This window comes from Staphylococcus sp. HMSC055C03 (genome assembly GCF_001809385.1).
GTDB classification, from domain to species: Bacteria; Bacillota; Bacilli; order Staphylococcales; family Staphylococcaceae; genus Staphylococcus; species Staphylococcus simulans.
The window spans coordinates 39,268-54,619 of record NZ_KV797483.1; the positions used below are offsets into that span (position 1 = coordinate 39,268).

The following is a 15,352-nucleotide window of genomic DNA, read 5'->3' on the forward strand; positions in this document are numbered from 1 at the left end:
TATTTCTCCTGATATGTCACAAACATATCAGGTTTTTTATTACTTTCATTTTCTATTTTACATATAACCCACTTATTATCTTATAACAAAAAGAAGTATCTACAAAGTCAATTACTTTGTGATACTTCTTTTAAAATATGATCTGTTGTTAACATACTAATCCTTATAAGGATTTAATTGAATCGGTTCAAATTGCTCATCTGGATTTTTAATCGTTGTTGAGCTTGTATTTCTACTTAAGAAACGTTGTACAGAGACTAGATTTTCTTTTGATTCTGGTAAGTTTAAATGGAATTGATACTGATGTCTTAAATGGTGTGACCCATCAAAAAAGAATGTATCGACTGATGTACCGTCTTCTTCTAAAACCCGTGCAAATTCTTGATTTTGACTGAAGAATGGATCTGCATCCCCAACAGATAAGAAAGTCGGTGGATAATCTTTTGTGACATGTTCCACTGTCGACATTTCAGATAAATCTCTGAATTCACTTTCCCACTCTTCTGTACCAGTATAACTTCTCATAAAGAGTTGAATACGTGGGAACTCTGTTTCTCTAACTGTATTCATGTTATAGAAACCACCGAAAAAGATAGCTGCACGAATATTTTTCGGTTTGAAACGTTGTTTAAAGTGCATATCTTTTCTTAACTGTTCATCTGTTTGAATCGCAGTAAATTGACTGGATAACTGTGCACCTGCTGAGTCGCCGCCGAACACCACTTGCGTAAAATCAATCGGCAATTCATGCGGATTCTTTTTAATGAATTTTACAGCTTGATCCATTTGAATTAAAGGGGTCGGATATTTGTACTGTGGTGCTAAAGCATAGTTAATATTCACTACAATATAGCCTTGTTCTGCGATTTTTGCCAACAATGGATTTTTATATTGTTTATCACCCGCAATAAAGCCGCCGCCATGCATCCAAAAAATCACTGGTAATTTCACATCTTTATCTAATTCTGCTGGTGTGATGATATCAAGCTGACTCTTCGGGAATGCTTTACTATATGTAATATTATTAAAGACCTTTACATTATTATTGTTAATCGCGACTTTAGGTTTCATATTTTGTTTATGTTGATAGTCCATATAAAGTTTTATACCAACACCGACAGCGACGCCTAATAACACGAAGATAATCGCACCGATTGCCAGCCATTTTTTTCTTCGACTGTTCATTTGATTACCAAGTCCTCTCTTTATTCTATCGGCAAGATAATTTCCAGTTTGTATTTATTGTACTTTATATTTAAAGTCATCTCAAAGGGTGAAATCAAGAAAAATAGCGCAGCAAAATCAGCTGCGCTATACCTATTGTTTTCATCATTACTGCTTACAAGCAGTAAGTTGACCTTCATTATTCATAAGTTTTCTGCTATATCTAGTAAATGTCACACATTGGGCAATTTATGCGATATGTTGTTCATTCTCTTTTTTACGTTTGAAATATTTCACTAACACGCCAATAACAATCGCAAGTCCGATAACACCCATTGTTGGGTATAAGAAGTTGATCAGACTTGAGAAACCTACGAAACTTAATCCGTAAGCGACAAGCATCATAATCACGATTAAAATGTGATATTTTTTGCTATAAGGTGTTGTGAATCTTGCTGCGAATGAATAAAGCAGACCCAAAATTGTGTTGTACATTACGGCTAACATCACAATTGACAATACAATTGTTACGATTGGGTGAATACCATTCGCTAATGTCAATGTTGGAATAGCCGCTTCTTTGATTGCTGGGAATTCAGTTTGCAATGCAAATGTAATCAATGCTAACAGAATCGTATAAATGATACCGCCGAACATTGCACCGGCACCTGATACTCTTCTACGACTTGCGTCACCGCCGATAGCGACGATTGTACTAAATCCTACCGCAAACGCTAAACCGCCGTAAACTGTTCCCATGATAATGCCCCAAAGCGGACTTGTCTTAGGCATTTCTGCATTAATTTGATTAAATGGCACTTGACCTTTAAATAGGTAAACACCTGCAATCACAATCACTAAGATGATTAAGAAAGGTGTTACCACACCAAGTGCGCGGACAATCTTATTGAAGTCCATAAGTAATGTAATATAAATAGCAATTACCATAATCAGTGAACCTAACCATGTAGGGATGCCATAACTTTCATGGAATGCAGAACCTGCCCCTGCAATCATTGTGACAGAAATTCCGAATAAGAAGAAGACCAGTATATAGTCGACGATCCGTCCAACGTATTTTCCAAATAAATATGCCAAAGTTGATTCGTGGTTTTCAGCATCGAAAGCTGTCCCTATCTTTGCGACCTGTCTTCCGATGAATCCTAAGATAATACCAGAAATTAAAACACCGATATAAGCCCATAGACCATATTCAGTGAAGAATTGCATAACTTCTTGGCCTGTTGAAAAACCTGCGCCGACGACTACACCGACATAGGCAAAGCCAATTTTTACTGTTTCTTTATTAAACGTCATAATAACGTTGAATACCTCCTCGTGTAATTAAAAACAATGCTTGCCAACGTTAATACTTACTATCCATAGCTTATGTTTCTGTCTTTTTCTGAAAAAGGCCATTACTTATTCCATGAAAAGTATATAGTAACAATAAAACACTCAATTGCGCAATAGCCGTTAAGTGTAATTACCCAAACACAACAATAAATTACCCTCAATTTGATAGAATTACTCATTAAACTTTGTAAACATACCCATTAGTAAAACTTATGGATAAATATCACTTTTGTGCAAAACAAAAAGGATACCTCATGTGAGATACCCTTTAATTCATTTTAAATTCATTATTTTGCATCACGATTTTGGTTCAGTTCATCAATGCTGACCACCACGTTATCCATTCGTTTCGCTGTCTGTTTAAGGATATTACGGGCTACGTTATTATTAGGATCTAATTTCAAGATCTGTTTAGAAATATCGAAAGCTTTTTTATCAGAAATAACAGGTTCAGGAATTGCATGGAGCAACAACATTTGTAGTAAACTCTTCACTTCTTTGCCCTCAGTGAGTTTTATGGAAGCTTCTGCATGATAGTAAGCAGAATCCAATGCACCTTCTAAGTCACTTAATGGATAAACAAGGAGTAAGAATGCTAAATCATGCATTTCAGCTGTTTCTCCATCTTTGATCATATCTAAGATACACGTATAAAACATAACACTTTCTGCTTCATGCGCACTTGAAATGTAATGTTCTTCAAATTCCATAAAATCTGATTCGGACATTAATCGTTTCACAGATTCAAATTCGCCGTTTAAGACATGTCGCTTGATTAAATCTTTCATGCCAATGTCCTCCTATTGTTGAACAGATTTTATCTACAATTAGTATTAGTTTACCATATTTTTTTGGATTTCACATCAATTACTATAACGTATAACAATATTTCATTACGTTAAATTACAATGAACGTGTACGATACATTAAATACAAGAAATAAGGTGCACCGATTAACGCAACGACAATACCAGCCGGAATACCTGATGGTTGTAAAATCACTTGACCAACTGTATCCGAGAATACTAGTAAGAACGAGCCAATAACAATTGCTAAAGGCATAAAGAGTTGATGTCTTGGTCCCACAATCGTTTTCGCAATATGCGGTCCCATTAAACCAATAAAGCTGATAGCACCACTCACCGCTACAGCTGCTGATGATAAAGCAACAGCTGCTAGTAAAATAATCATACGATCTCGTCTGACATTTACTCCTAAGCCTTGTGCTAATAGGTCATTGGTATTCAAGATATTTAATGTATTTGCTTTCATAAACAGGAACGGTATGATGACAATCAACCATGGTAATAATGCGATGACAAACGGCCATTCATCACCCCATATATTACCCGCAAGCCATGTTGCCATAAACTCTGCTTGGTCTTTATCAAATTTAGACATCAATGTCAGCGAACCGCCAGAGAGTGCGGCAGATAAACCGACACCGACTAAGACCATACTAGCTGGAGTCATACCGCGTTCTTTAGAATAACTGAAGTAGAAAATAATTAATGCAGTTAAAATACCGCCAGTCATACTCAGTATTGGCAAAACATAGATAAAGCTATCTGCACTCACTTGTCCGATGACAATAAAGAGTGCGATAAAGAAGCCGCTTCCTGCATTAATACCTAAAATACCAGGTTCAGCTAGTGGATTATTGGTTACACTCTGCATCATCGCACCGCTTAAACTTAATGCAGCACCTGCCAGAATCGTTACTAACATTCTCGGCAGTCTAAAATCTAGTAGAATCAAACTGTCCGTATAGTCACCTAAACCAAATAAAGTTTTAAAGAACGTGCCGACAGACATTTGATATTCACCTGACGTGATACTCCAAACACAGGCCGCAAACAAAAGGACACTAGTTATTAATAAAGCCAGCCACTGACGTCTTCGTAATTTATCTTCTATCATATTGAGCGACCTCCTTTTCTAATTAAATAGATAAAGTAAGGCACGCCAATAAAGGAAACAATCGCACCGACTGGCGCATCTCCTAACATACGTGCGACGGTATCTGCTAAAAGAACTAAAAATGCGCCTAAAACAGCAGTTAACGGAATCACTTTCGCATAATCCGTACCAATTAAAAAGCGTACAATATGTGGCACGATTAAACCGACAAAGGCAATTTGTCCGACCATTGCTACAGCAACACCTGCTAACAGCATCGTTAGTATTAAGCTGATTGTACGAATGACGCGCACATTTTGGCCTAAGCCTTTAGCTAAGCTTTCTCCTAAGTTTAAAATTGTTAATTGTCGACTTAGTAAGATTAACAAAACGATCGTCACTAAAATAACAGGAGTACTCCATTTCAATTGAACCCAAGTTGTGCCAGAAACACCGCCCATGCTCCAAAAATTGATGTCTTGATTCAATTTAAAAGTTAATGCAATGCCTTGGCTTAAAGCCGTCAAGAATGCACTGACAGCAGCACCTGCTAAAATAATACGGATAGGATTGAACCCATCAGTTCTAGAACGGCCCATCATCAATACGATTGTACCGCCTAATATTGAACCGATAAAACCTGCAAGCATCAATAAACTAAAAGAAGCTTGCGGTACAAAGGCATATGTTAAGGCGAGCATAAAACTGGCACCAGCATTCAAGCCGATTAAGCTTGGGTCTGCCAAACCATTTTTAGTCACACCTTGAACAACTGCCCCAGCCACCGCAAGCGCCATACCTACAAGTATTGCACCTAAGTCTCTAGGTATTCTAATTTCACTGATAATGTTGTGCTGTTCATTCATAGGGTTATAATGGAAAACCGCTTCATAAATCGTCCCAAGACGAATGGGCGCATCTCCATATAAAATGGAGAGCACCAACATTGTCCCTAACATCACACATGATAAAAGTAATAACAATATAAATCTGGGATACTTCTCTTTTCTCTCTTTATCACTCATTTACCGTGCCTCATACTTTCGAATAATGTTTACACAATAAATCATATGTGACTAACATCGGTTTACCTGTACGTGGATCTGTACTTAATTCTGCATCTATATTGAAACATCTTTCTAAAATATCTTTCGTTAAGACTTCTTGTGTTTCACCGCTTGAAACAATTTCGCCTGCTTTCATCGCAATCAGATGATCTGAGAAACGAATCGCTTGGTTGATATCATGTAACACCATTACAATGGTACAACCTTGTTCACGGTTCAATTCTTGAACTAATTCAAGAATTTCTAATTGGTGACTGATATCTAAATACGTTGTTGGCTCGTCTAAGAAAATAATATCTGTTTTTTGTGCTAAAGCCATCGCAATCCATACACGTTGTCTTTGACCGCCACTTAAATCATTAATAGCTCTGTGTTTAAAATCATACGTACCTGTTACTTTAAGCGCCCAATCGATTTCAGCTTTATCTTCAGCGCTTAAGCGGCCAAAACCTTTTTGGTGTGGAAATCTGCCGTATGAAACCAATTCGCCTGCTGTTAAACCATCTGCAACATCTGGTGATTGTGGTAAAATGGCGATTTTCTTCGCAATTTCTTTCGTAGATTGTGTATGAATATTTTTACCATCTAATGTGATTTCTCCGCCTTTAACGGATAAAAGACGAGATAATGCTTTTAGTAATGTTGATTTACCGCAACCGTTAGGTCCGATAATAGACGTAACTTTGCCGTCAGGGATTTCTACATCTAGGTTATCAACAATCACATGATCCCCATATCCGATTGTTACGTGCTGACCATTTAAACGATTTGCCAATATACTTCATCCTCCATTGGATACGACATGAACCTTAAATACAGTTGCCGAAACACCTGTCTCTTTTCAAGGTCTGCCGCAGAATTTATTTCTATTTCTTATCTCATTGCATTTATTTATAATTACGACCTGTAAAGATTATCGTGAAAGCTTTCATACTTTTATCAACTACAGCCTTGTAATTGATAATCATTATCATAGGCTATATTATAACATTTTTTGGAGCGATTTCCTAACAATTCTTATGTACTAAAACGCAAGAAATCGAGACTATCGCCTCGATTTCTCATCCTTTATTCATCTACTAAGAAGCCATTACCATACACATCACGCACATCGTGGATGACTAAAAAGGCATTCTCATCAATTTTTCGAATTAAGCGTTTCGCTTTTGAAACTTGTGTTTTACTGATAACCACATATAAAATTTCTTTGTCTTCTTTTGAGTAATAACCGCGACCATCTATAATCGTAACCCCTCGTCCGATTTTTTGGTCAATAACTTTCGCCACTTCATCAGGTCGGCTTGAAATTACAGTCATCGCCTTCTTCGTATTTAAACCTTCAATAACGAATTCCATAACTTTCGTACCAATATAAAGTGAAATAATCGTTACCAATAACTTATTGACTGGAATCACAGTAAATGAAATCGCCACAACGATTAAGTCGAAAAATAGCAACGCGTAAGATGTGCTGACGTCTAAGTATTTATGTGCTAAACGCGCTAAAATCGTTGTACCTGCTGTCGTTCCCCCAGCAAGTACAATAACGCCAATACCTAATCCGACTGAAGCACCCCCGAAAATGGCATTCACAATAATGTTGCCAGTTTCAACATGCCAAGATTCAGTCAGTCCTAAAAAGACTGAAATTAACACTGTTGCAAGAATGGTTAAATACGTACTTCGCTTACTTAAGAACTTATAACCAATCGCAATTAAAATCGCATTCATCACAAAGTTGGTGATAGCTGGCGAAATGTGAAAAGCATAATAAAATACAATGGATAGTCCCGTTACGCCGCCTTCCCCTAATTGTGCGGAAATAATGAATGTATTGACCCCTGCAGAGAACATAAATGAACCAAATACTACGAGTGCGAGGTCACGCCACGTTCTTCGTTTCAAATCCAATCGCCCCCTTATTAAATTGTGTAGATAAGATAAATACTAGCACAGGCGCTCTTAACCAACAATGTGAAACCCCTGAATCACAGTGTTTATTAATATTAAATTAATTATTCTGAAAATTTTGTTTACTTTGTGTTGAAGCTTTGCTATAATAAATTTCAACTTCCTTAATCAAGAGATTAAGGAAGTTATCTCCTTTGTGTTGTTTACAATAAACAAGCAAAATTTTCGCTCGAATGCACCATCAGTACCTAGTCCTTACTGATTACGTGCATCAAATTCATTTCCCGTTGAAAGCAGGTAATGTTTGTGTCTCCCCACATTCATTCACCTGTTTTCATTTTGCTTAAAAAAGAAAAGCATCATATTCAGTAACAACTACCGAATACAATGCTTCTATCTATACGCTTACCAAGCGAATAATCCTACGAATGCTGCTGTTAGTAATGAAACTAAAATACCAGACAATAACATCATAGGTACATATTTCGAAACGAAATCAGATGTTTTCTTATCAACAATACCTTTTAATGTCCCGATAATCATACCGATTGTTGAGAAGTTCGCAAATGATACTAAGAAAGTAGAAATAACTGCACGTCTATGCGGATCATATGATTTAACCGCATCAGAAATTTGTCCCATGACTACGAATTCGTTTGTGACAATCTTCTTAGCCATTTGTTGTGCAACTGGCCATGCTTCGCTCCAAGGTAGACCAAGTAATAATGAGAAAGGCACCATGATGACACCTAAAATTTGGTCTAAGCCAAAGCTGAATTTCACATTGAACCAACCAATTACTGTACCTGAAAGTACGTGAAGTAAACGATCAATTAAGTCTGCTAATGCTACGAAACTGATTACGAATGCGATAATAATCAATACTAATTTACCAGCGTTGATAACTGAGTCTCCAAGGAATGAGAAGAACGGTTGACGTTCTACACCTTCTTGTTGGATGTGGTAAATCACATCTTCACGTTCTTCAACTGTTACTGGGTTTAAGATAGAAGTAACAATAATCGCATTGATAATATTTAATGGAATTGCTGTTAATACAAGTTCACCTGGAATCATCGTTACATACGCACCGACAATTGCACCAGATACTGAACTCATAGACATCATCGCAATTGTTAGTACACGCATTTCATTCATACGTTTTAACTGTTCACTTGAAACAGCTAATGCTTCTGTGTTCCCTAAGAACATCATTTCGATACCGAAGAATGATTCGAATTTTGGTTGACGTGTAATTTTAGCTAACGCCCAACCAATCCAACCGATAACTTTAGGTAAAATATTAAAGTACATTAAAATATCGAATAAAGGTACTACGAGTAAAATTGGGAATAAGGCTGCAACCGCCATATCTATTTCTTTCGTATCTACAAAGCTTTTGAACGCAAACCCTGTACCAGCATTCGCTGATTCAATCAGCCATGCAATACCATCTGCCATTTTAGAAACTGCCGCATTTCCCCATGGGAAGAAGACAAAGAACCATGCTAAGAATAAGTTTACAATGACTAAGATACCAATTGATTTCCATTGGATCGCTTTTCTATTTCTAGAGAAGAGCACTGCAATACCTAAAAATACAATCAAACCAACAATGTTGATAAGTAAATACATTTTACACCCGCCATTTCTATTATTTTATTATGTACAAGTCTACACTGACAGAATCATAACCTCCCGATTGAATTCCCTATAATCCTTACAATGTCCGCCTGTTACTTGAGATATTTCGTATTTACAAATTGTAAAAAATTTAAGTGCTTTTTTAGTATATCATGTTGGTTGTTACCTTTGAATTAGATTTTTGAGAAATGAAACAAAAATTCTTGCAATAAATATGATTGTCATAATTCGTCTATATATCTCTTTTGTTATAAAAATAAGGTTGAGACTTTTCTTCTTGTCTCAACCTTTATCATTAATCTGTCAGTTTTTGTGTCATCACAAATTCTTTATACTTTTCATGCGACTGCATTAACTCATGATGCTTACCAATACCCGTCACACGTCCACCATCTAAGAAGATAATTTGATCAGCTTTCATAATGGTAGAAAGACGGTGTGCGATTACCACAGTTGTACGTTCCTTCATTAATGTTTCTAATGATTCTTGAATTTTTCTTTCACTTTCACTATCTAAATTTGCGGTCGCTTCATCTAATAATAAAATATCAGGATTTTTCACAAAGCTGCGCGCAATATCAATACGCTGACGTTGACCACCAGAAAGTTTCAATCCGCGTTCACCGACTAAGGTATCGTATCCCTCATCAAAATCTGTAATGAATTCGTGACAGTTCGCTAATTGTGTATACTGCATTAATTCAGCATCTGTCACTTTTCGGTTGATACCATATAAGATATTATCTCGAATTGTACCGCTCATCATCGCATTAGACTGCATGACATAACCAATTTTATTACGCCAATCCGATAGCGGTAATTGATAGATAGAAACATCATTATAAAGGATGTCTCCGTGTGTCACGTCATACATTCGTTCTATTAAATTGAAAATCGTACTTTTTCCTGATCCTGATGGCCCTACAAATGCAGTTACTTTACCCTTTGGAATATCAAAATTCAAATCATGTAAGACTTCTTTTGTATCATAACCAAATGAAACTTCTTTAAATGCGATGTCACCATTACCTAAAGATTGACCCGTAGGCATGTAGACTTCTTCTAACGGTTCTTGCATGATTTCATGAATACGGCTGCTTGCTCCGACTGCTTTCTTATAATCTGTCATCAATGTCGACAAGTTCACAAGCGGCATCGACATTTGAATAACATAAAAAATCATCGCAACAAGTGTTCCTGCAGTAATCGCGCCTGATGAAATACGGATACCTCCGAAACCAAGAATAATCCCGATTGTTAACAACATGATCAAACCGGAAATCGGTTGGATGACTGCCGCAATTTTCGCTTGTTTCAGACCCAGCTTATAAATTTCTTTTAAATTTATATGTGCTTTATCTAGTTCAACTTGTTCCGTATTGGCAACTTTAACTAAACGCATTTCCGTTAATACACGTCCAAGCAAACCACTGAAGTTCGCAATTTCTGCTTGTGTACGCGTAGAAATTTTCTGCATGACACGTCCTAAAGGGATCATAATAATCACAAATAAAGGTATCGTAATAAAAGTTAATAACGTCATCTGCCAATCCATAATAAACAACATAATCAATGAACCGATTAATGTGATAATAGAAGGCAGCACATTCGGTAATTTTTGAGAAACAAATTCGTTAATCACTTTAGTGTCATCTGTTAAACGACTCATTAACTGTCCACTTTCATTCACATCAAAGAAACGCATTCTTAAACGAATGATGTGTTCCCATACAACAGTACGAATCGCATAAATAATTTTTTCACCGATTTTACTTAATAAGTATAAGCCGATACCGCTTAAGACTGCATTCAACGCAAACACAGCAATAAAGATTAAAATAAACTGCATGTTGAAGGATTCGCCAGTAAATTTATCAACCATTCTTCCAGTAAATAAAGGGACAATTAAACCACTGATGCTCCCTAAGGAAGAAATAGATACTGCAATCGCAATCAAGCCGACTGGCCATGTCAGTTTCTTCAATAAGAATAAGAGTGGATTAGATGTTTTGTTAGTCTGTTTCATTTTTCACGCTTACCTCAATTATAGTTTTATGTTTCTTCTTAAATTATGATGCATAGTCCCGACTTTTCACATGATTTTAGACGTCCGGGCACCCTTCGGTCAGACAACCGTCAGACTGACGTCTAAAATAGGCATAATTTTCATATATTTATTGTTCCCTTGTATCAAACTACTTTTATGATAAAATAGTTTTACTGTGAAACTATTATTGTTGAAGGACTGAAACATACATAATGAAAAAGATAGTAATACTGACACTGTTAATATTCTTCGTAAGTACCATTATAACACCATTTTCTGATGCGGACACTGAAACCAAATCACCTGTCCAAATCGCTAATGAACGCGGTCAAAATATCGGAGAAGGTTTTGAACCAGAAAGTGCTGTGAACATTAGTCAAACCGGGCAAGTACTCTACAGCTATCATATGGATAAGAAATGGTACCCCGCTTCAATGACGAAATTGATGACAATGTACCTGACGTTAGAAGCTGTTAAAGAAGGTAAATTATCGTTAGATGATAAAGTGAAAATCACCGATAAACATTATGCGATGTCTACCCTTCCAGAGTTAAGTAATACTAAATTATATCCTGGTGAAACTTATACCATCAGTGAATTGCTTCAAATTACGGTTTCAGCCTCTAGTAATGCGGCTGCATTGATTTTAGCAAATGAAGTTTCTGATTCCACTTCTGATTTTACCGACAAGATGAACGAAAAAGCTAAAGAAATCGGGATGAACCATACACACTTTGTAAATCCGACAGGCGCTGAAAATAACTTATTAAAAAGTTTTGCGCCAAAACGTTATAAAGATGAAATGTCTAGTACATCAACCGCAAGAGATTTCGCGATTTTATCACAACGTGTCGTGCAAGATACACCCAAAGTGCTTAAATTTACTAAAGCAATCTCACCAACTCAACACGGTGTAACATATTATACGTTCAACTGGTCGCTTGAAGGTTCTGAATTGAGCTTACCTGGTACAGATGGTTTAAAAACTGGATCAAGCGACATCGCTGATTATAACCACACATTAAGCACTAAGCGTGATGGCTTCCGTATTGATCAAGCTATGATGGGTGCAGGTGACTTCGAACATCTAGGCGGAGATAAAGAACGTAATAAAATGGGCAACAGTTTAATCAATCGTTCATTTGAACAATATAAATACGTTAAAGTTATGTCTAAAGGACAACACAAAATCAATAATAAAACCTATTACGTGAAAAAAGATTTATACGATGTTGTTCCAAGCAATCTTAAAAAAGAAGATTATAAATTCGTCGTAGAAGATGGCAAGCTTCATCTAGACTATGACCGACAATTTATCTCAAAAGATTATGGCCCGCCATCAGTAGATGTTCAACGTCCATTGATGCGAAAAGCAACAACATTCGCAGAATCTTCTTGGAGTACACATCCGATTCTAACGAGCCTTGGTGTTGCATTTATTGTCGCAGCACTAGCCATCGTCGTTTATATGATTATTTCATCATTCGGACGTAAGAAATAATGTTGAAATTTTAAATACAAATCAAAAACAGAGGTATAACTGCCAAGCCCTGGCGATTATACCTCTGTTTTTATTTTATCTGGCATCTTTACCATATAATTCTTTTTTGATTTGTGTCGTAGAAATACCTTCTGTACGTTTTAAGTAAATCACTTCGCATTTGTCTTTTAAGAAGTCGAATTCGCCTTCCCAATCATGACCCATGACAAAAGTATCTACATCATAACGTTCCACATCACGTTCTTTTTGACCCCAATCATCCTCAGGAATGACTAAGTCTACATAACGAATAGATTCCAACATCATTTTTCGTTGTTCATAATTGTAGTAAGATTTTTTATTTTTAATGCGGTTAAATTCATCTGTAGAGAGTGCCACAATCAGGTAATCTCCCATTTCTCTCGCTCTTCTCAGTAATTCAATATGACCATAATGCAATAAGTCATATGTACCGTACGTAATAACTCTCTTCAAATTTAAACCCTCCTTCACAATTTTAGTTACTGTAAAAAAATAACACATTTCACTCTTCAATTCATATTAAAATTGTAAGTTCGCTTATTTTTTAACGCGCTTTTTAAAGCAGCACGCCCTCTAAAAGCTGATTGTTTAGGCACTAATTGTGCTTTGAACGCTAAATAGTTCGGACGTCCGATGCCTACTTTGTTCAACGCTTCACGCCATTGACGATAATAATGCAACGTCCAACCTTTACAGCCGCCTTCCATCACTTTGACAATTCTAAATAATGCATCGCCATCATAATGCGTCTTTTGCATACCTTCAATGTATTGGATAACTGTATCTAATAATTCTTGTGTTACTTTTGGTTTTTCTGTCACATAAGCTTGAAGCATATAACTGACAATCAATTCATCCATACGATAGCTATAATATTGTTGTACATTACGAAGTCTCAAGTAATCCATCACGCGACCACGTACAATATAAGCATCGTGCATATAATCAAAGAAACGCTCAACACTGCGTGCTGTAATCGAATTCTCACGTACATTATAGCCCGCAATAATATCTGGTAACAATTGAATATCATGTGCTTGATTAAATGCATGTGCCATAAATGTATGTTCTTCACAAAAAACAATGTCCTCATCAAAACGTAAATCTTTGAAACGTGCGCTGAACATCTTATCTCTTGGTCCAATAGATTGCAGCATCGCTGGGCATTGTGCTAAATTCACAACTTCATCTTTTTTAATTTCTTCATGTGTCGGGAAAGTACGCCATTCACCATGATAATCACGTCCTGTTTGTCCAATCACGATTTCAACATCGTCATTTTGTTCATAACGACGTGCCATCACATCGATACGGCTCGGTAAAAATTCATCATCAGCATCTAAAAACATGAAGACATCGCCTGTAATATGAGATAAGCCGACATTACGACTAGCCGCTGCGCCTTTGTTAGATTGACTGATAATTTTGACGTGCTTATTTTCTTTTTGAATTGTTTCAAGTGCTTCAAGTGTGCCATCTGTAGAACCATCATTAATACAAATAATTTCATGATCGTATTTCGTATCAATGGAACTGACTGCTTTCTTAATGACTTCTTCTGAGTTATAAACTGGAATAATAATAGAAATTTTCATCGTTTCACCAATTCTTTTATATAATTTGATATCTGATTTAAAGTTTCATCCGTATTGTAATCATGCCATTCATTAAAGAGCGGCGGATAATGTTCTAAACCTTCTTTTAATTTATGCAGCAACTCTGCTTCATTATATGCTTTATAGTTTTCAGGAATTTGCCAATAGTAATGATTCAAACCCCGATCCGCTTCATATTCCGCTTGATCGTAAACATAAAATAAGGCAGGTTTATTCAATAAACTCGCTTCAATCGCAAGTGAACTATAATCTGTAATGATGACATCTGCCATCAAGAACAAGTGTTGTGTCTCAATATCAGGTGTAGACCCTTGTCTTACAGCTGGATGTAATTTATTGATAATTGTATAGCCTGGCAACTCCTGTTCAAAATGTTGTGCATCAATCGTTCTGTTCGCTGCTTGATGTTCTCTGTATGTCGGTACATATACTGCAAGCTTATCTTTAATCCCATACTGTTGTTTCAACTTTTCTTTTTGTTGTTCTAAGTTAACTGTAAAGTACTGTTGCATTCTAGGCAAACCAAAGCGTAACATTTGTTCAGGTGTTGCACTAAAAGCATTTCTAAAACAAATTTCCATTGGGTCGCCACCTATGAGATAGTAATCTGTCGCATAATATACTTTCAAATACTGATCCACCATTTTCTTGTTAGACAAATCGACCGCATGATCTTTTAGGCCGAAGTACTTTAAAGCGCCTGCCGCATGCCATGTTTGAATGACAGTCTGCCCTTTTTTCTTGCGATAACCTCCCATTAACAAATAGTAATTATCGACAAAAATAACTTTAGCAGTGGCTAATGCTTTTAATTGCGCAATAACGTTTTTATTACTGTTGATGACATAATCAACACCTGATAATTGTGCAACTTGTTGTTTATCTTTTTCTTTACCGATGATAGTTAAACGGTAACCTTCATAATGAAACCTTTGAACTAAAGGCCATATATCTTCTTTAAAGCTCATAAACAACACAATATGATGCGTATCGATTTTTTTATTGAACCATAATGTATTAAATACATTGATAATGGTTAAATACAGCTTCTTGATGACTTGTCTCATGTTTTTCACCTCTGCTTATTTTAAAAAAACTCCAAACACGCTAAAACATGCTTGGAGT

General features: G+C 36.3%; 13 protein-coding genes. 1 reads left to right on the plus strand and 12 read right to left on the minus strand.

The features are described from left to right. Nucleotides 1–156: 156 nt before the first annotated feature. From HMPREF2603_RS03660 to HMPREF2603_RS03700, 9 genes are all read right to left on the minus strand, one after another. Nucleotides 157–1,185: an alpha/beta hydrolase gene (locus HMPREF2603_RS03660; protein WP_060803713.1), complete on the minus strand. Its 1,029-nt coding sequence runs from the start codon at nucleotides 1,183–1,185 to the stop codon at nucleotides 157–159. Between the two features lie 228 nt (nucleotides 1,186–1,413). After that, a complete protein-coding gene (locus HMPREF2603_RS03665; RefSeq protein ID WP_023015440.1) occupies nucleotides 1,414–2,481 on the minus strand; it encodes a YkvI family membrane protein in 1,068 nt (355 codons plus the stop codon). Nucleotides 2,482–2,807: 326 nt separating this feature from the next. Beyond that, nucleotides 2,808–3,308: a hypothetical protein gene (locus HMPREF2603_RS03670; RefSeq protein WP_002481433.1), complete on the minus strand. Its 501-nt coding sequence runs from the start codon at nucleotides 3,306–3,308 to the stop codon at nucleotides 2,808–2,810. A 115-nt stretch (nucleotides 3,309–3,423) separates the two neighbouring features. Further along, a complete protein-coding gene (locus HMPREF2603_RS03675; protein WP_002481432.1) occupies nucleotides 3,424–4,440 on the minus strand; it encodes a FecCD family ABC transporter permease in 1,017 nt (338 codons plus the stop codon). Then, nucleotides 4,437–5,444 (minus strand): FecCD family ABC transporter permease, encoded by a 1,008-nt coding sequence (locus tag HMPREF2603_RS03680; protein ID WP_002481431.1) that lies wholly within the window; start codon nucleotides 5,442–5,444, stop codon nucleotides 4,437–4,439. The genes HMPREF2603_RS03675 and HMPREF2603_RS03680 overlap by 4 nt, the downstream gene beginning before the upstream one ends. Before the next feature lie 10 nt (nucleotides 5,445–5,454). Next, the gene (locus tag HMPREF2603_RS03685; protein ID WP_023015441.1) at nucleotides 5,455–6,261 is read right to left on the minus strand and encodes an ABC transporter ATP-binding protein; all 807 of its coding nucleotides are present in this window, start codon (nucleotides 6,259–6,261) and stop codon (nucleotides 5,455–5,457) included. Nucleotides 6,262–6,554: 293 nt separating this feature from the next. Further along, nucleotides 6,555–7,391: a YitT family protein gene (locus HMPREF2603_RS03690; protein ID WP_002481429.1), complete on the minus strand. Its 837-nt coding sequence runs from the start codon at nucleotides 7,389–7,391 to the stop codon at nucleotides 6,555–6,557. Between the two features lie 411 nt (nucleotides 7,392–7,802). After that, nucleotides 7,803–9,032: a NupC/NupG family nucleoside CNT transporter gene (locus tag HMPREF2603_RS03695; RefSeq protein WP_023015442.1), complete on the minus strand. Its 1,230-nt coding sequence runs from the start codon at nucleotides 9,030–9,032 to the stop codon at nucleotides 7,803–7,805. 304 nt (nucleotides 9,033–9,336) lie between these two features. Next, nucleotides 9,337–11,067 (minus strand): ABC transporter ATP-binding protein, encoded by a 1,731-nt coding sequence (locus HMPREF2603_RS03700; protein WP_023015443.1) that lies wholly within the window; start codon nucleotides 11,065–11,067, stop codon nucleotides 9,337–9,339. Nucleotides 11,068–11,300: 233 nt separating this feature from the next. On the opposite strand from HMPREF2603_RS03700, the gene pbp4 reads away from it, so the two are divergent. Further along, nucleotides 11,301–12,590, plus strand: coding sequence for a penicillin-binding protein PBP4 (pbp4, locus tag HMPREF2603_RS03705; protein WP_060803714.1), 1,290 nt, complete (start codon nucleotides 11,301–11,303; stop codon nucleotides 12,588–12,590). Between the two features lie 75 nt (nucleotides 12,591–12,665). Here the strand turns inward: pbp4 and tagD are convergent, their stop codons facing one another. From tagD to tarB, 3 genes are read right to left on the minus strand one after another with little or no spacing between them, the layout of a single operon-like run. Next, nucleotides 12,666–13,064 (minus strand): glycerol-3-phosphate cytidylyltransferase, encoded by a 399-nt coding sequence (tagD, locus tag HMPREF2603_RS03710; RefSeq protein WP_002481425.1) that lies wholly within the window; start codon nucleotides 13,062–13,064, stop codon nucleotides 12,666–12,668. A gap of 56 nt (nucleotides 13,065–13,120) precedes the next feature. Continuing rightward, nucleotides 13,121–14,206: a glycosyltransferase family 2 protein gene (locus HMPREF2603_RS03715; RefSeq protein WP_070501937.1), complete on the minus strand. Its 1,086-nt coding sequence runs from the start codon at nucleotides 14,204–14,206 to the stop codon at nucleotides 13,121–13,123. Next, nucleotides 14,203–15,294, minus strand: coding sequence for a teichoic acid glycerol-phosphate primase TarB (gene tarB, locus HMPREF2603_RS03720; RefSeq protein ID WP_060803715.1), 1,092 nt, complete (start codon nucleotides 15,292–15,294; stop codon nucleotides 14,203–14,205). Before tarB ends, HMPREF2603_RS03715 begins: the two co-directional genes overlap by 4 nt. Between the last annotated feature and the right edge of the window lie 58 nt (nucleotides 15,295–15,352).